Consider the following 19,750-nt stretch of genomic DNA (forward strand, 5'->3'; position numbering starts at 1 on the left):
TCAGTCTGTGTATAGGTTTTAGTGATTGGTTTCCTTTAAGCTAATTTTCTTGTGTATATCAATTAATTCTTGGGCTAAATCAAATACGGTCATAGCGTTCATTAAATGGTCTTGCGCATGAATCAGTAATAATCGAATCTCTGTTGTCTCTCCCCGCATTTCCCCTTGAATAAGATCGGTTTGTGGACGGTGTGCTTTCGTCATTTCTTCATTCGCTTCTTTAAGCTTTTGTTCAGCTAAATCAAAATTCCCGGATTTTGCTTCCTGTATCGCTTCTGTCGATAAAGTTCGAGCATTTCCACCATGTAATATGATTTCAAAACTAATTTCTTCAACGCTCATGATTATCCCTCTCTTCTTCTAAACATTCCTGTTTTTAAAAAGTTTCTTTATATTATTTAATTGCTTACTTATACTTTAAATGGAAAACGCTTTCTTTTAAATTCATATTTTTTCCTTATCGATAAGGAAAAAGACTACATCTTAAAATTCATCTTCTTTTAATAAAATAAGAGGCCGGTACGTAAATAAAACGAATGATAGACCTTTAATGAGATCTATCACTCGTTTTATTGTAAAGAAGAATAATAAAGCACAACTGGAAATATACGAAGCTCTAGTGGCCACAGCAAAGGTTCTTGATGGGACGAGTAATCGCAGTCCCAAAGGTTCTTGATGGGACGAGTAATCGCAGTCCCACGAGCAGAAGATCCACTTGGTAAAGCGAATTTATTTACCAAGTTAACTGAGCCCGTACCCACAGCACGCAATTATATTTCCAGTTGCACTGGTTTACCCTATCCTCAATTATTCATTTGTTGGGTTTGACAATTAATTATGTCTTAGTCTCTCTTCTTTTTTATAATATCGTGTTAGTCATTACTTAAAATATCATTTAGTTGCGTAACCACATCTTCACTAACGATGTCTTTTCCGCCAAGCACAGTGATTAATTCAATCCCTTTGCTTGTTAAGAAATCAGCTGTTTCAGAAGTCACCTCGTCTTCCACTAACAGGATACCGGTTCCTTTTTTTGCTGCTAGTGCTGCGCCAGATAGGGCATCTGCAAAGGATTTGCCTGTTGCAACAAAATACTTATCTGTTGATACATCAAAGTGTTTTGCAATTTCAACTGATGTTTCATAGCGATTTCCGCCAGATAAGCGTTTTGATTTTGGCAGAGCAGATGTTGCGAAATTCGAAATGACAGATTTTCCACCTATAACTAATGTTTTATTGACATCTAAGTCATATAAAGCATTCTTTGTAGCCCTTGGCACAACATATTTTCTAGTTAATAGGATGGGCATCTCTTGCGCAGCTGCATAGGATGCCACGGATAAAGCGTCAGGAAAGTCATCACTATTAATAATTACCGCTTCGTTAGCGCCATCTGGAGCCACTTCATTCGCGATAACGGCAGCTGTTTCATATCTGTCATTACCAGCTAGTCTTGTTACTTCTAAGTCAAGGTCCGTGAGCGTGTTAACAACACCGGCTTTAATGGAAGGCTCCCCACCAATTACATACACCTGCTTAGCACCAAGTCGCTCGATTTCTGCTTTGGTAGCTTCGGTTAGCACATCTTTTTCCGTTAATAATAATGGCGCATCATATTTCTTCGCAAGGGGTGTCGCAAGTAAGGCATCGACATAGTCGTCTCCACGTGCGAGTACTACTACGTCAGACGACTTCCAACCAGATTGACTAATTGCTGCCGAGGTTTCATAACGATCTGCTCCAGCAAGGCGATCAACCCGTCCTTCTGTTTCGTTGCGATAAACACTGAATTCCTTTTCTACTGTATTACCAGCAAAGTCCTCGACTTTTGCCACAAAGGTGTTATTTCCTGATTCAAGTGAGATTGTATGTTCTACAGTTTCTTTGTATGGTTCCATGATGCTTACCGGACTTGAGAAAGGTTCTTCAAAAACGTGATCATCACCTACTGTCAACGATATAGCGTGATAATTATCTTCCAATGTAAATGGAACAGTAAGCTCTTTAACATCATGGTCAACAAACTCAGGTATATCGACACTTATCTTAGGACTGGTTGTGTCAATAAACACTTTACGTGAGACCCCGTATTCATTGCCACTTACATCAGTCGCTGTTACCTGTATCTCGTACTTGTCGTCTTTTTCAAAAGTAACGGTCGTCTCAAATGCATACGTCCCATCTTCCGTAGTTGTGAAATCGATTGATTCGCCATTAACCGTAATACTGTCTAACATCCCATTTTCTTCTACGTAACCTGAAACACGAACCTCGTTAGAAGCGTATACACCATAAGGTTCTGGCGCCTCCTCATCGATAAAAACGACTGGACGTTCGGTATCATTAACCGCAACCGTACTGTAACCAAGGTTTGCGGCATTGTCTTCGGCAGCTACTTCAATGATGGAATCATCATTTACTTTTCCTGTTAAATCAACCGATGATTCAGATGCATCGTAGGAATTAACTAGCGTACCGTCGACAAAGACATAGTAAGTTGCAAGGCCTGTTCCGCTATCCTTGCCTTCCATACTAAGCTTTTGTGCCTCTGCGTCATAAGTTGCTTCTACAGATGGGGCAGTTGTATCTAAGTAGACAGGAATTTTCTTTGATTGCCAATCAGCATCTTTGTAATCGATTTTTGATTTAATTTCATAATAATACAGACCGTCTTTTACTACCCGCTTATCATTTGTCCCATCCCAGCTTCGATCGGCATTAAAGCTGTAGTTAGAACCATTTCCTGCATCGTAATAGGTCTTACGTACATCATATTGTTTTAACACCGTACGCAACTGCTTGTCATTGGCATCTAAAATATTAAATTGCATTTCCGTTGCATTACGCAAAAATGCTGGTAATGGATAGATGTCATCGAAATAACCATCTCCATTTGGAGAAATAGGATAGAATGTATTGTCATCTTTTGATACTGAGGCTGTGAAATTACCTGATTCACCATAAAGCATATTTGTAAAGCCGCTAGAAGACAAATCATAATATGCAGGTTCGTCTAAATCTGCAAATCCATCGACTACTTGTGGGTTATCCCATTCACCATAAAAACCTGTATATGGTACGGATAATGGAGCAGCTTCACCAGAAGTATCTGTTAACGTTACAAACCCTTCAACAAAGATATCTTTTTGTAATTCAAAAGTTGTTGCATTTCCACTCTTATCGATACCAGGGATTTTAGCATTTGAAATATCTACAGTGACCGTAAAATCTATTGACTTACCAGCTGGTACTTCAATTGTTTTAGGTGCATTTACTACTGCATCTTCCATATCCCCTGCTATCAGTGCATTGTAATCGACCGTTGAACTCTTTTGTAATGTGTCGGTTAATACACTCGTATCCACTTCATAAGAGACGGCCTTATCTGTTATATTTTCCGCAGTAAGATTTAATGTAAATGTTTTAGAAGTAAAGTCTTTTAATTCTACTTTAGCTTCATCCGTTTGTTGATCAACAACCACAAGTGGCGTAGTTACAGCATCATGTAATTGCATCATACCAGCACCTTGGCGTCGTGGTGAAAATGGTTGTTCTTGTAAATCGACAATTACTTCGGCAGTATTCATTAATAGTGCTTTTGCCAAACGGGAACGCGCTTCTGCTGATAAGTTTGCAAACCGCTCATCAGATTCTAAGTATTGTTGTACTAAAGCCGAACCACCAGCTACGTGTGGGGAAGCCATCGACGTACCACTCATACTACCATAGCTATTATCTTGTAAGGTGGAATAAATATTGCCACCAGGAGCGGTAATTTCCGGTTTAAGTTCTAAGCTTGGCGTTGTTCCCCAAGAAGAAAAGTCTGTCAACCTACCCATTTCCGGACTTTCTTTTTCACTTAACTTTTCAACTTTTAATGAAAGAGGCCCCTCAGCGAACAATTTCTCTAATGCTAACCCTTCTTTTTGATGAATCATAGCAAAGGGGATGCTCCATCCACCTTGATCTTTATAGAATGTAGCACTTGGATTATTATTATAAACAATAATACCAACAGCGCCCGCTGCCGCAGCATTTTCTGTTTTAGCATTAAAAGATAGTTCTCCACGACTAACGAGAACGACTTTACCTTCTACATCTACACCTTCGTAATCAGAAGTATCGCCGTACACCGTAGCGCCATCATTTAATTTGCTTAAACTAACCACTTCTAAACCTTTTAATTCTGCAAGGCTTGTCCAATCATCTGCACCATAACCACTAGCTTCAAAATCTTCACCTGGTACGGAAAATTTATGTTCGTATAGATAGGCTTCATTGCCAGAAGCTGCAACTTGAATTGAATCAGTATTTAAACCAGGTGCACCAACGACACCGATATCCGGATTTTGATAGAAAGGGTTATCCCATCCATACCCAACATGGCCAGAGTTACCAGCAGAAATCGCTGCTACAATGCCATTTTCAACTGCTCTAGTAATTGCTATGTCTTCTGGGCTATTAGCTTCATAGAAAGACGCGGTTGAACCCAGACTCATATTCAGCACATCCGCACCTAACATGATAGACTCATCAATTGCTGCTAAGTACACGTCCGACCACGTTGACGGATAATTAGGATCATTACTAAACACTTTCATACCAAGTACTTGTGCTTCTGGAGCAACTCCTTTTATTTTACCGTTCGCTACTGCTGTACCAGCAACGTGCATTCCGTGCTCTGACGCTCCCGGGCCAAGATCAAGAATGGTATCATTGTGATCGTAATAGTTATAGCCAAATGGTACTTTCTCCGTAAAAAACTTACCCTTCAAACTATTTTCTGCGATAAGTGCTTTCACTCCATCTGTTGTTAGTGCTTCTTCGGTATCTTCACTTAACACAAAATCTTGATGGTCTGGATCCACACCAGTATCTAGGACAGCAACAACCATCCCTTCTCCTTTATAACCATCTACTTTCCACGTTTGTTCTGATCCAATAAATTGGTGACTCTTATCCATATCAGGTGTAATCTTTGGTCTATTATACTCATTGGCTAAATAAACTTGTTTAACACCTTTTGTAGATTCAATTTTTTTAATATCGCCAAACTTGACGAGCCCACTAAATCCATTAAATGATGTCTTGAAATTATTTTGGTAGTTAACAGCTATCCTTTTTGATGAGATTGCATCTTTTACAGCATTCTGTTGAGAGGTAATTTGGTTGCGGAAGGAATTTTTTGTAGATTCTGATAATTCTTTGTACAGAACGCCCTGTTCATTTGCATGTTCTAAAGGAGTTTTACCCTCTACTTCAACAATAATTCTTACTTCCTCGCTTGCTTCGAACGTAGCTTTATCTGTTGGTTTTTCCAGACTAGTTGTTTTTGATTTTCTCAATTTGTTAATTTGTTCGAGCTTCGAGATAACCGATTTTTTGGTTTGGTTTTCATTAGCAGATACTAGATTCAAATTAGAGAATACTAGTATAATAACGAGAACAGCTACAAAACTCTTCTTAAACATCGCCACGATAGGACCTCCCCCTATTACTTTGAATTTTTTACTATCAGTCGTTAAAAATTCTCTTGCCTCCTTCCATTAACTTTTTACATTAAATCCAAAACTTGTTAAAATAATATTATAATTGTAATGGATTGTCAATTTAATTGATAGAAAACTCACTATTTTACTATTATTCTGATTTTTAAAACAATACCTTGTGCCTAGATTGATATTTTAAGACGCTATTTACCTAGACAAAATCCCCATCGTTAAATATTTCTTCCATTCCGATTGATTACTAGCAAGTTTATTCCATGTTAATTCCTCTGGTTGAAAACTAGTCAAAAATGAAGCATCATCCCGGTAGCTAACAAGTGGTTTTTCAGCTACAAATTCTCCGGACGCTAATCCACTTGTGAGCTCTATTTTTCCATCCATCTCGAGGCCCTGCTTAATAGGCAAATAATTCATTGTTCCATCACCTTGCAACTTCCAGACAGATTCTTCGAAAATATCCGCTTTTGGCAAAACTGTTGCACCAAGTGCTTCTTTTAATGTAATGGCAATTTCAGAGTGATAACCTGGTAGTAAGTCTTCCCCTTCTGCAATAGATGCCGTAAAAGGGTAGAAACTTTCTTTCTCTAATTCCACTTCATTTGGAGTTTTACTAATTTGATTAACGTCACCGGTTAAAACGGCATCTGTTTTGTCTAAAGCTACCTCTACTTTCATTCCTCGCTTAACATATGTAGTTTCTTCTTCTGTTAGCTCACCTGTTACTTGCAAATCGGTACTCTCTATCGTCATGACTGGATTATCTAACGATGCGGCACGTGCTTTTACTCTACCATCATAAGGACTTGTAACGGTAATGGACGTTTGTCTATTTTCTAAATCTGCTAATTGGTTTTCTAGACTCGTTATTTGTGCGTTTGTTTGTGTAAGTTCTTTTTCTTTTTCTATGACGTACTGTTCCTTAAATAACGCTGCTTCGCCAGGATTACCCGGAATTTCAATCTCATGCGTCTCGTCTGCCACCTTGAATGTGGAAATAGTTGTTTCTGGATTTTCTACTCGATAACGTTTCATATTAGCAATAGCTTCTTCAATCCCGTTAACTTCTGCCATCAATCGATCAATCTCATTCTCCAGTGTAGTCTGTGCATTTGCTTGACCATTTAAGTGATAAGTAAAAATAGGGTCTCCTGCGGTTACTTCTTGTCCTTCTTCGACAAGGTATGTTTGAAACGATCCTAATTGTTGATCAAAATATACATAATTTTCCTCTTTGGAAGTTATTACACCTGGTTTATGTAATTTTTCTGACATGTCAGCCTCGGTTGCTGTTGTCCAATTTGTAACAAAAGCAATTCGATTAATTGTATTTTTGTCATCCATGAAAACTAGCACAATATTAATACCAACAAACAATACAATAGCGACAATAAGCATTCTTTTTCGCATTAGTTAAACCACCCGCCTATTAAGATTGTATCAATCGATGCTACAGCAGCTGCTAATGCCCATCCTACTAGATGTAACGTCAACACCAGCATCCAAACAACATATTTTTTTATGTTTGTTGTGCGAATTAAGTATTTTGTCTGAAACCAAATAGTCCATAGTTGAAAGATTGAGATTGCACCAAAAAAATAGATAAGCCAGTTTTTCTCGAATATATACGACGCAATAATACCGAACGACATAAGGGACACATACCAATCGAGACCACATAATAGTGATTGAATTATCCATATTACACGTTCTAGTAAAATAACGATAAGAACTACCTGTTGCATAACTACTAATTTTCTGTATATCGTATCGGTTAATAGAAAGTAGAATAAACTTGGAGTAAACAACACAAGTATTGCAAAAAGGCATCCATAAAGGCTGCGACCTAGCAAAAACCACAATTTTTGCACTTCTAATTCGGATGTTGATGTTTCTGTTAGATGCTCTGAAATTAAATTTGTTCCTAATCCAAGATAAGCCATACCAGCGTAAATAATCATGGTCGCAAGGATTAAAATAACATTTCGTTTCCACATTCCTTTGACGGTTTCTGCTTGCTTCAGTTGATCTAATTGTTCTTCCATATGTGTAAACATTCGAATAATGTTGTTGGTATAAATCATGTATTATCGCTCATTTCTATTATTCTAACAATAGTTACTATTTTACCTTATAATTCCATTAATATCTATAAAAAACAAAAAATTGATAAAATTATCCTGGTAATGCCCTGAAACAATAAGCGAATAAATTTTTTGAGTAGAGGTTGCAAAAAAATAATGTTAGTGAGTAATCACTAGTTAACTTTGATGCTTTGCTACCTATTAGGTTATGATGGATATAAAAGGAGGGACACTCTTGGTTCATATCGGTCTAATGTTTATTGGTTTCGTTCTTATTCTTTTAGCCTATTTAGTAGGTATTGAGAAACTAACGTGGTTGTTAAGTGGATTTAATCAACGACGCGTGCGTGATAACGAGAAGCTAGCTAGGATTGTTGGTGTATATAATCTTCTTGTAGGTATTGTATTGGTTATTTTATCTTTTCTATTTTCAGATAGTTCCGAAGAAGCCGGTATCGGACTTGCACTGTCAATCGTTGCATTAGGCTATGTATTGTTAGCAATCTATGTGCATGCAACGATGGTAGATAAATAGTGTCACCTCACATTAAAAAATCTCAAAGATAATCAACCTTTGAGATTCATTTAAACGTTATATTATTTATGTTAGTCACGATGACCCCCATCACATCAATCGGTTCATTGCTTGCTTCAAGTGTCCATCCGATTGCTTCAGATATGCCTGTGCTTTTTCGATATCCGTATCTGTCATTGCTACTAAAATGGCGACTTTCAACTCTTGCCCACACTGCTGATATAGCTTTCGGGCTTCTGGTTCTGTCATTGCTGTCAGATCCATTAATGTGTCTACCGCTCGTTGCACTAGTTTTTGATTGATCGGTTGAACATCGACCATTTGATTCTGAAATACTTTACCTAACCGCACCATGGTGCCAGTAGAAAGCATATTGAGCACCATTTTTTGCGCCGTACCTGCTTTTAGTCTTGTCGAACCACGGATAACTTCAGCACCAACCACTACTTCGATTGGGATATCACTAACGGCTGAGGCATCGGTTTCAGGGTTGCAGCTAATGGAAATGGTTACTGCGCCTATTTTTCTCCCGAATTGGAGCGCTGATAAGACATAGGGAGTAGATCCGCTAGCACTCAAGCCAATAAGCACATCGGCTTGGTTTAATTCATAAGACTTCAACTCCGTCACCACATCTATTCCGCTATCTTCATGTTGCTCTAGTGGTTTCCACATCGCTTCTTTACCACCAGCAATTAACCCAATCCAGCGATCTTCCTTCACAGAAAAAGTCGGTCCCAATTCCGCTGCATCTAACACCCCTAGCCGCCCACTTGTACCTGCACCTATTACAAACACACGCGCACCATGATGCCACTTTTTAACGATCAAATCAATTGCAGCCGCTATGGCTGGTAACGCTTGTTTCACACCAGGATCAATTGCATGATCTTCTTGATTCATGGTTTGTACAATTTCTAGTGATGACATTTCATCAAGTGTTAAACTATTTTGATTCGTTGCTTCTGTTACGTTTTTTTGCATGTAAACACCCCATTGAGTCTCTAGCATTACCGTTGGAGATCGATGATAAATTTATATCGATCGGCACGATAGGACGACTTTACCACTTCAAATGGTCTGCCATCTTCCAATAGCGAGATCCGTTGCATTAACAAAATCGGATCGGCTTCTTCTATTTCTAAATAGCCTCTCTCTTCTTCATTGGAAATAGACGCCTCGATCATTTGCGTGCCACCTTTAATTTTTAGTTGAAGTACACGTTCAACATAGGCATATAAAGAATCTTTTACAATATCCTCGGTTAACCCCGGGACAAGATTGGCTGAGATATATGTTCGCTCTAAAGCCATCGGAATGTCTTCTGCTAAACGAATTCGCTTGATTTCGTAGACTGGCCCATGCTCCTTAATCCCAAGTTTCTCGGCGAGTTCGGCAGAAGCAGGCAAAATTTCAAAATGAATTAATCTATTACTCGGCTGTAATCCTCTTGCTTTCATATCTTCTGTGAAACTAGTTAATTCACGTAGCGGTTGTTCCATTTTATGTTCCATGACAAATGTGCCTTTCCCCTTGATGCGATATAGGAAGCGCTCATTCACCAAATTATTTATCGCTTGGCGTACGGTCATGCGACTAATTTGAAATTGTTCGGCATACTCCCTTTCAGATGGCAGTATGTCGCCTGGATTCAATTCGCCTGTTTCGATCAATTGTTTGATCTTCTCTTCTAATTGGTGATAAATCGGAATGGGTGACTGTTTATCAATCATACCTACTAACTCCCCCTCTTTGCGACATTAAAACGTTAATGGTGTGTTGACATTTGTGTGTTGCAATGCCGCTTTATCTGCAATAACCGTCACATTTGCATGATGGTGAAGAGCAGAAGCTGGAAATTGCTCATCCACTTGTTTGTCTAAAAGCTGTGCTAATGCTTTACTTTTTGCTTCACCAGCTATTAATAGTAAAATTTCTTTACTGCGTAGAATAGAACCAATCCCCATCGTAATGGCTTGTTTTGGCACATCCTCCATTGATTCAAAAAATCTGGCATTTGCTTGTCGAGTTGATTCTGCTAAATCTACCACATGTGTCGTGGAGTCAAAAGCTGTTCCAGGCTCATTAAAACCAATGTGACCATTTTCACCAATCCCAAGCACTTGCAAATCAATACCACCATGTTCGCGAATCCTTTGTTCGTAATCGCGACACTCTTGCTGTTGCTCTGCCATTCCATTTGGTAAAAATATTTTTTCTTGCGGAATGTTTATATGATGAAACAAATGCTTGTACATAAAAGTATGATAACTATTTGGGTGATCTGGCCTTACCCCAATATACTCATCCAAATTAAAGGAGGTTACATGCTGATAAGATGTACCGTTTGTTTGATGGTCTTGTACGATATTTTCGTAAGTGGAAATAGGAGTTCCGCCTGTCGCTAAACCAAGCACGATATTTTCTGTGTTACGTACCCGATCTAGGATGATTTCTGCTGCTTTTTTCCCCATATCTTGATAATCTTCTACTTGGATTAGTTTCATTTAGCCATTCCGTCCTTTCTCATAAGCAATCTCGCCTCTACATATCGTCATTACAACTTCATTTGCATCATTCAATACCACCATATCAGCATCTTTACCGGTTGTTAGACTTCCTTTTCGATTAAATAAACCTAATTCTTGTGCGGGATTGCTGGCTGTCATTTTAACCGCTTCTTCTATTGAACAATTGGTAAATGCTAGTATATTTTGAAAAGCATTATTCATTTTTAACGTACTACCTGCAAGCGTACCGTCTGCTAAAGTTGCTTTCCGATCATTTACTGTCACTTGCTGACCACCTAAGTCATAGGCGCCATTTTTTAAACATTTTGCTCGAATTGCATCGGTAATTAACACTAAGCGTTCTGCCGTTTTTTGACGAAGGGCTAGTTGGACTGCTTCTTTAGTCGAATGAATCCCATCAGCAATCAACTCCACCATTAATTCGTCCTTTACTAAAGCTGCTCCAACTACACCTGGTTCACGGTGATGAAACCCACGCATCTGGTTATACAAGTGCGTAACATGGGATACACCAGTAGCAATCGCAGCTTCCGCTTGCTCAAAAGTCGCATCCGTATGCCCCATTGACGCAATAATGCCTTGTTGCTTCAGGTATTGGATTAACACTTCTGCTCCTTTTTGTTCCGGCGCTAATGTTACTAACCGAATCATATTCTTGGCGATACGTTGCCAATGCTGCATGAGCTCTACATTTGGCTCTAACATATGTTGAACTGGCTGTGCACCAGCTCTTTTTGGATTAACAAACGGGCCTTCCAAATGAATCCCGATAATTTCTGCTTGTCTATCACGTGGTCCGTGTGTATGATATTCCGCCACATTTGCTAGTGCAGCTTCAATTGCTGTCGTACTTTGCGTCATCGTCGTAGCAAGAAAGCTCGTAGTACCTTCTTTTGGTAAAGCCGTAGCCATCGTTTCTAGTGCATCGTTCGTTGCATCCATGGTATCAGCACCATTCACGCCATGTATATGGATATCGATCATACCTGGAATAACTTTATGCGCATCGGATAAGTCGATTACTTTAATGTTAGGTTCCACTACTTCATCAAGTTCATCCACGGTACCAACTTTACTAATTTGCGTCTCTTTTACTTTTATATAACCATTTTTAATCACTTCTGTATCAGAATAAATGATTGCATTTTTTAAGATGAGTTGTTGCATTTTTCCACCACACTCTCTTTTTGTTTTGCCTAGTATTAATATAACATTTTAAAATATAGTTGTCTATACCAGATGAAATGTAAAATCCTTTATTTAAGCTATTCATTATTTAAATAACGGTTAACTATTCACTTACTGGTATAGACGACTAAACAACATTTTTTAATTCTTATTTATATACTTTCCAATTGGAAGATACACTAACGCTATCTTCTAGAATAAATGGAGGTTCATTTTGTGGAAAATGTGTGTTAATATGTTATTAATTGTAAAATTAGCATATGGAGGGTACTTTATGAATAAAAAATTGTATCTTTTCTTATTACTATTAATTGCCGTGCCATTTATTGGTGATTTATTCATACATAGTGAATCGACTGCAACAATAATCAATATTATTGCATTAGCTGTCCTTCTTATTCTAGTAATTTATTTTAGGATTGCTTTTCGGGGCATTGATCATAGAAAGAATGCGGAGTGATCGTAATGTGTAAATTTCATCTATTGCTTTCTCTACTTTTATGTTTCGTTGTAGCGATTCTTAACTTTTATGTCCAGCAATACGTGTTTGGTATATTTATGTCTCTTTTATTTGTAACAAGTTTTGTCGCATGGATCAAACAAGTGAAGGCGCAACATGAATAATTTTGGTGAACATCCGTGCCTAGCTATACATGAGGAATAAACTAACTTCTTGAAATACATACCTAACGAAACAGACATCTCTATGGAATGCTTCCTCAAATCTGCCATTTTCTCATTACTTTTAGTCGCAGTAGTAGCTTCTTATTTTTTCTTTTCAAAACACAAAAAATACAAAACAAAAGGTAAAAATAACGGTCTTAATAGCCTTATTTTTACCTTTGTATGAACTAGCATGGTTTATACTTGAGAATTAAATAAGTTCCCAAGAAGATCTATTTCTCAGTAATATTGCTGGCACGTCGCTACCGTTTTACCACTTCGAAATATACACGCCTTCATAATTCATCAGTTTTTCAATCAATACTTCTGCTTCATTTTCCATTACAATTAAGTCCTTATAACCTTGTTTCACAAAGCCTTGTTCAATCATATGATCAAACAATGTCATGATTGGCGCATAGTAGTTATTGATATTGAGCAATGCACATGGCTTTTGATGGTAACCAATCTGTGCCCATGTAAACACTTCAAACCATTCTTCTAATGTGCCTGTGCCACCAGGAAAAGCAATAAATCCATCTGCTAATTCTGCCATCATCGCTTTTCGTTCGTGCATTGTTTTGACGACATGAAGCTCCGTCAGTTTTTCATGGGCAATTTCTACATCATTTAATTTTTCTGGAATGACACCGATCACCTTACCACCTGCTTCTAACATACCGTCTGCCACTGCACCCATACAACCAACTGAAGATCCGCCGTATACAAGTTCTATTCCCGCTTCAGCTAACAAGTTACCTAATCGCCGTGCTTCTGTCATATAAACTGGATCTTTTCCCTTACTGGAACCACAATACACAGCTACCCGTTTCATATCTATCGCCCTTTCTTATCTGTTAATTATTATCTTTTCATATTATAGCAAAATGCATGAGCTTCTTGCGATATGTTATAACCTTATTTTTTTCTTCAACATTACTAATCAGCACCTTTAATTCCAACTATAATCATAAAAGCAAGCGTTTTTTCTATAAAACACGAACATTAAAACTATTTTTTTAAAAAAAGTTCGAAAAATTATTGACGTTTTTTGTCGTAAAGTGATATAACTATTACTATTGATTACATGATTCGAAACAAACTATAAGGAGGGGCTTATGGATTTTTCAAAACAGTATGATGCCATTAAACAGCTAGCAGACCAGATTTATGCTAACCCAGAGCTAGGCTATAAAGAAAAAAAAACAAAAGCACGTGTGCTTGATTATTTACAACAAGTAAATCCGAATATTGAATGGACTGATTTTAGTACCACAGGCTTTCGCACAACATTAGGATCGGAGAAAAAAGACTTACATATCGCATTTATTGCAGAGCTAGATGCGGTTTATGCACCCTCACATTTTCGTGCCGATTCCGAAAATGGAGCAGCACATAATTGCGGTCACTATACACAGGTAGCGATTGCGCTTGCCTTATATCAACAATTATTTGAAACGAAAGCATACGAAGCATTCGATTTTCAACTAACATTTATTTTTGTTCCAGCTGAAGAATATTTAGATCTTCCTTACCGAGAGAAATTACGCAAGCAAGGATCGATTACCCATTATGGTGGAAAACCAGAAGCGATGCGGTTAGGCGTTTTTGATGATATTGACCTTGGTATTTGTGTCCATGCAATTGGTGGAGAATTCGATCAACGAACCATCGAAATTAACAGTGATCTCGCAGGATTTTTATATAAAAAATATCATTTCAAAGGCAAAGCAACACATGCCGGCTTGGATCCATTTTCGTCTGTTAACGCCTATAACATTTCTACCTTATTTAATACTGCGATCGGTTTATCGCGTCAGCAATTAGATGAAAAACACCAAGTGCGAATTAATCCAATTGTGATGAATGCTGATATGTCGACCAATGTGATTCCGAACCATATTACCGTTGGCTCTGACCTTCGTACCCAATCAGTGGATTATATGAAAGAAGTAGGAGATCGTCTGGATGCAGCAGCTAAAGGTTCTGCGCATGCATTAATGGGAGAGGTTGCGATTGATACACAAATGGGGTATCTCCCATTTAAGCAAGACCGTTATCTTTCGACCTTTGTTGCTCGTGCTTTTGACAAAAATGACTCGATCGACGCGATGATGAACAACAATCCAATCAGTGCTGCAGGTGACATTGGTGACTTGTCTTATATGATGCCATGTATTCAAATTGGTTATAGTGGGTTCACCGGCACGATTCACGGTGATGATTTTATCGATGTTGATCCAGAATATATTTATTGTGTGTTTCCAGCATTTTTAGTAGATGTTTTGAACGAAATGAGTGGAAATCTTGATCAAGAAAAAATCTACCGACGAAGCTATCAAGACTACTTACAGTTGATTGCTTCCATCACAGAAACAAAATAAAAATATGTCTAGGGGGATGCGACAATGAAACGAAATTTTGTCTATTTATTAGTGTTCGCTTTGCTTGTCATTTCTGCGGCGGAATGGATTGGTTTTCAAACGATTTCCATTGGATCGATTACAATTAGTTTACTACCGCTAGTTTTTGCCATTCTGATTACTATGGTTTTAGGGATGAAGTTCTTACGTTTTGGTTTTATGAAAAAAATCTATAGTAAAGAGAATGTGGGATTTGCAAGTAAGTATCTTATCTTCATTATGCTTCCATTAATGGCGCGTTACGGTGCGGATGTGGCACCAGAACTTAAGGAAATTCTACATGTTGGCTGGGTATTTGTTATTCAAGAACTTGGTAACTTAGGTACCGTTTTAATTGGGCTGCCGATTGCACTTTGGCTTGGCCTTCGTCGTGAAGCAATTGGGGCGACACTCGGTATTGGTCGCGAAGGGGAGTTAGCGTATATCTCGGAGAAATATACCCTTGAATCAAAAGAGGGGCGCGGTGTCTTGTCTTTATATATTATAGGTACGTTATTCGGCGCGCTATTCTTTAGTATTTTCGCTCCAATCTTGCTTGACCTTGGTTTCCGCCCAGAAGCATTAGCGATGGCAGCTGGTGTAGGATCAAGTAGTATGATGACCGGTGCATCTTCTACTTTAGTTGCGAGATTGCCAGAAATGGAGAATACAATTCTTTCTTATGCAGCAGCAAGTCAGTTATTAACTAGCTTCTTAGGAACCTTTACAATGATCTTCCTAGCAGCACCACTGCAACAGTTCATGTACAAAGTGATAGTGAGAGGTGATCGATAATGGAGAAAGGATTAAACCAGTATGTCAAATACGCATTAGTTCTATTGCTTAGTGTTGCCTTAATTCTATTCACGCAAGAATTTAAATTACTAAAGAACCCAGATAGTACGCCGGTCAATGCCATGACAATTGCTGGATTGGCTAGTCTTTGGTTATTCTCTATGATTGGAATCGGTATTTCTAAATTACTAGAGAAAACAAACATTCGTGTATTAAAAAACTTCCCAATTCTTGGATGGGTATCCATTACATCATTAATTATGTGTTTGGTATTTGATTTCTTTATTACGGCTATTAGCGCTGTTGACTTTCTATCCATCACCACACCGATTCTAACATTTGCGGGCATCTCGGTTGCTGATCGCCTTGTCGATTTACGTAAAACATCATGGAAGATCGCGATTGTCGCTGTGTTTGTATTTATCGGTACGTATGCGGCAAGTGCCTTATTAGCGCAATTTGGTTTGATGATAGCAGGAAAATAATTGTATACGAAATAGTAGCGAATATCACACAAAACAAAAATCGTTTTGTGTGATTTTTTTGTTTTGTGGTGGGCAACTGGTATATAGCGTATGGCCGTGAACGCTGATGATCCGACCTCGAACGCCGATGATCGAGCCTTGAGCGCCGATAATAACTTACACACCTGCTAATAACGTAAATTCCCATGAAAAAACTACTAATTTACCACATAACAACCAACCAATATATGATACCATTAGAAGTAATAACGTAACGCAATCTACGAGGAGTGAATCTATGGATCAAACAAAAATAAGCATCTCATTACTAACATCGGAACGAGCGATTCGTGACGCATTTACTGTTATGAGTGAGCTTCGTGGCCATCTAGATGAAGAAACTTACGTAGCATTAGTAAAAGAGGCACAAGGAAAAGATCAGTACCACTTAGCTGCACTATATTATCAAAACAAAATTGTTGCTGCCGTTGGTTTCAAACCGATGATCACCTTATACTATGGTCGGTTTGTTTGGGTCAATGATCTGGTTACGACAGCCTCCATGCGTTCACACGGTCTAGGTGAAACATTGCTTCGCTATGTAGAAAACTGGGCGCTAGCGCATGGGTATGAAGCAGTTGCATTGTCATCTGGTCTACAGCGGACAGATGCACATCGGTTTTATGAGCAAAAAATGGCATATGACCGTGTAAGTTATGTATTCAAAAAAGTACTAAATAACAATTGACTCTTTTGCCCCGAAAGAAGCGATACAATCAATCGCTTCACTATAAAAATGATAAAAAGGAGGGTTTCTTATGCCTCACTGTCAACACTGTGGCACTCGCTGGAAATGGATGCAAACATTGAAAACATCATTTACAATGAATACATATGACGGTGTTACTTGTCCGTATTGCGGAGAAAAACAGTACCAAACCAAAAAGTCTCGACGTAATACTTATCTATTGTACTTGTTTTTCCCTATTTTGTTCGTAATTAATTTACTAGTTGATGTTCCTTCATTCCTAAACTTGGTTTTATTAATTATCTTCTTTATAAGTGCAATATTACTGTTTCCAAGAATTTTAAAATTATCAAGTGAAAATGAATTGGTTAAGTAATGCGTACATAGGAAGTTGGTATTTTATTGTTCGATGAAGTAGAAGTGCTTGATTTTGCTGGCTCGTTTGAAGTGCTTTCTTTGACAGAATATCCGGTGACAAAGCAAAAAAAACTTTCGTGTGCATACTGTATCTCAACAGGGGCAACTAATCCAAGCTAGAAATGGTTTACAAGTTCAACCCGACTTCTCTTTCGCTAGTGCTAACAGCAGGACTTGTTTCTGGTATGAAAACGTGGAACAAATTTGGTAGACCAGTAAACAAGGGAGCAGAGGAGATTAAGATATTTGCTCCAATCAAGAAAAAGGAAAAAGAGATTGGTGAGAAAACAAAAAAAGAAGTAGAGCGAAATGTAGTCAAAGGTTACCGAATGACTAACGTATTTAATGTAAATGACCCAAACGGTGTTCCTTTACCTTTAAATCCGATTGTTACTAAAAACGTAAAAGAAAGTGAATTTGCTGAAAAACTCTATATGCCCATGGTTAATAAAATAACTAACGAACTTCCTGTAGTGGTAAACCAGGATTACAAAGACCCAAGTAATGGTTACTATTCGTCGTTGGAACACAAAATGCTAATTCACACCCTGATCTTACGAATCAATTCAAGACTTTAATTCACGAATACGCTCATTCTATTTTTCATAGTGACACAGGAAAATATAAATCAATAGATCAAAATACTAAAGAAGTACAAGCAGAGATCATGGCTTATATTACACTTAAAAACTTTAGCGTGGACACAAGTGCTTATTGCTTTGGTTATATCAAAGGTTGGACAGAAGAACAAGAAGAAAAATTACTTCTTTCTTACCAAGAAGATATACAGTCGGAAAGCGCGAAGTTGATAAGAAAAATAGAAGATGTAGTAATTGAACGCAAAATTCCCTTTAATGCTTTTGTCATATTAGATGTGAATGAAGCATCGATTGAAGAAGGAGAGCGACCAATAACGCTTGTTCAATACGCCGACACGTATACGATAGCTAGGGGAACTTAAAAATGGCCGTTATATAGAAATATTTTAGAGGTAGATGATTTCTAATGAGCGCTCAGATTGATTTCGGAAAATTAACAGAGCTAAAGAAAAATAATAATAAAAGAAGACCGTTATCTAAACAACTAGTCAAAAGCTTGCAAGAAGATTATTTAATAAAAAATACTTATCACTCCAATGCAATTGAGGGAAATACATTAACAGTATATGAAACAAAAGCGATTCTTGAAGAGGGTGTAACGATTTCAGGTAAATCAATGCAAGAGCATTTAGAAGCTATCAATCATAAACAAGCTATATTGTTAAGCGAAGAAATCGTTAAAAAGAAAGAGCCTATAACGGAACGCTCAATAAAATACCTTCATGGAATTATATTGTACGGAATTGATAATAGTAATGCGGGTGTTTATCGTAATGATAACGCTATAATTAGTGGCGCCAGCCATACGCCACCTCCTTTCTTGAGTGTTCCACAGGAAATGAGTCGACTAATGGAGTGATATCAACAAGAAAATACGATGCATCCAGTGGAGAAGGCAGCTGTTCTTCATAGCAAATTTGTAAACATTCACCCTTTTATTGACGGAAACGGACGTACTGCTCGGTTGTTAATGAATTTGGAACTATTCAAGTCGGGTTACTTACCAATCATTATCGAGAAAGAACACAGATCCGAATACTATCGGGTATTAGATATAGCTGAAGTTTCAGGAAATTATGATCCGTTTGCTAATTTTTTAGCTAATTACGAAGAACAAGAACTAACCAGATATAATCAATTGTTACAACGAGAGAGAAGTGTTAATAAGTTGGATCTTTAGATCAAAGATGTTGACATGAATAACAAAATCGTTGCATTTAGCTAATTAATAAGCTAAACTAAATATAAATACGGTACTACAAGTATAACTAAGTTACCGAAAGGTGATACTAAAAATACTGCCAGTGCTGGTAACACTGACAGTAAGCTATCAATAAAATACTCCCTTAAAGGGGAAGCGCAGACGTAATCCGCCGAGCAGTCAACTCAATGGCGGATTATTTTTTTTGATGAAAAGACAGTACTACAACAATCAAAGTTGCGAAAGAAATCATTAAGGTTAATGTTTCGAAGACTGTCATTAGCACCACCCCCTTCCATTATGGGGTGTGTGCTTCCGCCATTAAGTTAGTAAACTATTGATACCAATAGTTTAAGGTAGAATATAAAATTAATCAATTGCAATAAACTAGAATTTTAGATTATAAAGTGTAGTTTACTGAATAGTCTCATATTGGAATAATTAGTATAGTGAAGAAGTACTGTATAACATCGGAGGATAGTAATGTGCTTGCTGATATCGAACGAAAAATACTTCTTATTATCGTTAATTGCGAAAAGTACGGAAATTAAAAAATAACAACTAAAGATAAATTCATAGAAAAATTAGGTTATTGGACTGGTAAGGAAATAAGCGAAAT

The 19,750-nt window shown here is 37.7% G+C and carries 21 protein-coding genes and 1 pseudogene; 12 read left to right on the forward strand and 10 right to left on the reverse strand.

What is annotated here, in order from left to right:
* Positions 1-18: 18 nt before the first annotated feature.
* From DES48_RS07090 to DES48_RS07105, 4 genes are all read right to left on the reverse strand, one after another.
* Entirely contained in the window at positions 19-342 is a 324-nt protein-coding gene (locus DES48_RS07090) for a PTS lactose/cellobiose transporter subunit IIA (protein ID WP_179123915.1), read from the reverse strand.
* A gap of 530 nt (positions 343-872) precedes the next feature.
* Positions 873-5,471 carry a cell wall-binding repeat-containing protein gene (locus DES48_RS07095; RefSeq protein WP_113868203.1) on the reverse strand — a complete coding sequence of 1,533 codons (4,599 nt, stop codon included), beginning with the start codon at positions 5,469-5,471 and terminating at the stop codon, positions 873-875.
* 225 nt (positions 5,472-5,696) lie between these two features.
* On the reverse strand, positions 5,697-6,914 hold the full coding sequence (locus DES48_RS07100; RefSeq protein ID WP_113868040.1) for an efflux RND transporter periplasmic adaptor subunit: 1,218 nt from the start codon (positions 6,912-6,914) through the stop codon (positions 5,697-5,699).
* The gene (locus DES48_RS07105; protein ID WP_113868042.1) at positions 6,914-7,588 is read right to left on the reverse strand and encodes a hypothetical protein; all 675 of its coding nucleotides are present in this window, start codon (positions 7,586-7,588) and stop codon (positions 6,914-6,916) included. The genes DES48_RS07100 and DES48_RS07105 overlap by 1 nt, the downstream gene beginning before the upstream one ends.
* A 235-nt stretch (positions 7,589-7,823) precedes the next feature.
* Here DES48_RS07105 and DES48_RS07110 point away from each other — a divergent pair, with 235 nt between their 5' ends.
* Positions 7,824-8,123 (forward strand): DUF3784 domain-containing protein, encoded by a 300-nt coding sequence (locus DES48_RS07110; protein ID WP_245911327.1) that lies wholly within the window; start codon positions 7,824-7,826, stop codon positions 8,121-8,123.
* 90 nt (positions 8,124-8,213) lie between these two features.
* Here DES48_RS07110 and murQ read toward each other — a convergent pair whose 3' ends face one another.
* Genes murQ through nagA form a run of 4 tightly spaced genes read right to left on the reverse strand, consistent with a single transcriptional unit; the run spans position 8,214 to position 11,821 of the window.
* Positions 8,214-9,107 carry an N-acetylmuramic acid 6-phosphate etherase gene (murQ, locus tag DES48_RS07115; RefSeq protein WP_113868046.1) on the reverse strand — a complete coding sequence of 298 codons (894 nt, stop codon included), beginning with the start codon at positions 9,105-9,107 and terminating at the stop codon, positions 8,214-8,216.
* Positions 9,108-9,133: 26 nt separating this feature from the next.
* Positions 9,134-9,856, reverse strand: coding sequence for a GntR family transcriptional regulator (locus tag DES48_RS07120; RefSeq protein ID WP_079710155.1), 723 nt, complete (start codon positions 9,854-9,856; stop codon positions 9,134-9,136).
* Between the two features lie 27 nt (positions 9,857-9,883).
* Positions 9,884-10,630 carry a glucosamine-6-phosphate deaminase gene (nagB, locus tag DES48_RS07125; RefSeq protein ID WP_113868048.1) on the reverse strand — a complete coding sequence of 249 codons (747 nt, stop codon included), beginning with the start codon at positions 10,628-10,630 and terminating at the stop codon, positions 9,884-9,886.
* On the reverse strand, positions 10,631-11,821 hold the full coding sequence (nagA, locus tag DES48_RS07130) for an N-acetylglucosamine-6-phosphate deacetylase (RefSeq protein ID WP_113868050.1): 1,191 nt from the start codon (positions 11,819-11,821) through the stop codon (positions 10,631-10,633).
* A 295-nt stretch (positions 11,822-12,116) separates the two neighbouring features.
* Between nagA and DES48_RS07135 the strand changes: the two genes are divergently transcribed.
* Positions 12,117-12,302 carry a hypothetical protein gene (locus DES48_RS07135; protein WP_147232390.1) on the forward strand — a complete coding sequence of 62 codons (186 nt, stop codon included), beginning with the start codon at positions 12,117-12,119 and terminating at the stop codon, positions 12,300-12,302.
* 474 nt (positions 12,303-12,776) lie between these two features.
* Here DES48_RS07135 and DES48_RS07140 read toward each other — a convergent pair whose 3' ends face one another.
* Complete coding sequence (locus DES48_RS07140; RefSeq protein WP_079710151.1) at positions 12,777-13,340, reverse strand: LOG family protein; 564 nt, start codon at positions 13,338-13,340, stop codon at positions 12,777-12,779.
* Between the two features lie 283 nt (positions 13,341-13,623).
* On the opposite strand from DES48_RS07140, the gene DES48_RS07145 reads away from it, so the two are divergent.
* From DES48_RS07145 to DES48_RS16085, 10 genes and pseudogenes are all read left to right on the forward strand, one after another.
* Entirely contained in the window at positions 13,624-14,889 is a 1,266-nt protein-coding gene (locus DES48_RS07145) for a M20/M25/M40 family metallo-hydrolase (RefSeq protein ID WP_113868054.1), read from the forward strand.
* A gap of 24 nt (positions 14,890-14,913) precedes the next feature.
* Positions 14,914-15,702, forward strand: a complete 789-nt coding sequence (locus tag DES48_RS07150; RefSeq protein WP_113868056.1) for a DUF3100 domain-containing protein — start codon at positions 14,914-14,916, stop codon at positions 15,700-15,702.
* On the forward strand, positions 15,702-16,187 hold the full coding sequence (locus DES48_RS07155) for a hypothetical protein (protein ID WP_113868058.1): 486 nt from the start codon (positions 15,702-15,704) through the stop codon (positions 16,185-16,187). Before DES48_RS07150 ends, DES48_RS07155 begins: the two co-directional genes overlap by 1 nt.
* A gap of 277 nt (positions 16,188-16,464) precedes the next feature.
* On the forward strand, positions 16,465-16,914 hold the full coding sequence (locus DES48_RS07160) for a GNAT family N-acetyltransferase (protein WP_113868060.1): 450 nt from the start codon (positions 16,465-16,467) through the stop codon (positions 16,912-16,914).
* A gap of 70 nt (positions 16,915-16,984) precedes the next feature.
* Positions 16,985-17,290 carry a TIGR04104 family putative zinc finger protein gene (locus tag DES48_RS07165; protein WP_113868062.1) on the forward strand — a complete coding sequence of 102 codons (306 nt, stop codon included), beginning with the start codon at positions 16,985-16,987 and terminating at the stop codon, positions 17,288-17,290.
* Positions 17,291-17,310: 20 nt separating this feature from the next.
* Positions 17,311-17,482, forward strand: a pseudogene (locus DES48_RS16160) (DJ-1/PfpI family protein); the annotation flags it as partial.
* Between the two features lie 34 nt (positions 17,483-17,516).
* On the forward strand, positions 17,517-17,909 hold the full coding sequence (locus DES48_RS07175; protein WP_113868064.1) for a hypothetical protein: 393 nt from the start codon (positions 17,517-17,519) through the stop codon (positions 17,907-17,909).
* An 89-nt stretch (positions 17,910-17,998) separates the two neighbouring features.
* Entirely contained in the window at positions 17,999-18,292 is a 294-nt protein-coding gene (locus DES48_RS07180) for a hypothetical protein (RefSeq protein WP_113868067.1), read from the forward strand.
* Positions 18,293-18,336: 44 nt separating this feature from the next.
* Complete coding sequence (locus tag DES48_RS16080) at positions 18,337-18,789, forward strand: Fic family protein (RefSeq protein ID WP_211318474.1); 453 nt, start codon at positions 18,337-18,339, stop codon at positions 18,787-18,789.
* Positions 18,790-18,807: 18 nt separating this feature from the next.
* On the forward strand, positions 18,808-19,110 hold the full coding sequence (locus tag DES48_RS16085) for a Fic family protein (protein ID WP_281269229.1): 303 nt from the start codon (positions 18,808-18,810) through the stop codon (positions 19,108-19,110).
* A gap of 217 nt (positions 19,111-19,327) precedes the next feature.
* Here the strand turns inward: DES48_RS16085 and DES48_RS16595 are convergent, their stop codons facing one another.
* Positions 19,328-19,411, reverse strand: a complete 84-nt coding sequence (locus tag DES48_RS16595; protein ID WP_370622746.1) for a putative holin-like toxin — start codon at positions 19,409-19,411, stop codon at positions 19,328-19,330.
* Positions 19,412-19,750 lie beyond the last annotated feature (339 nt).

Origin of the sequence: Paraliobacillus ryukyuensis, from assembly GCF_003315295.1 — a bacterium.
Lineage (GTDB): Bacteria > Bacillota > Bacilli > Bacillales > Amphibacillaceae > Paraliobacillus > Paraliobacillus ryukyuensis.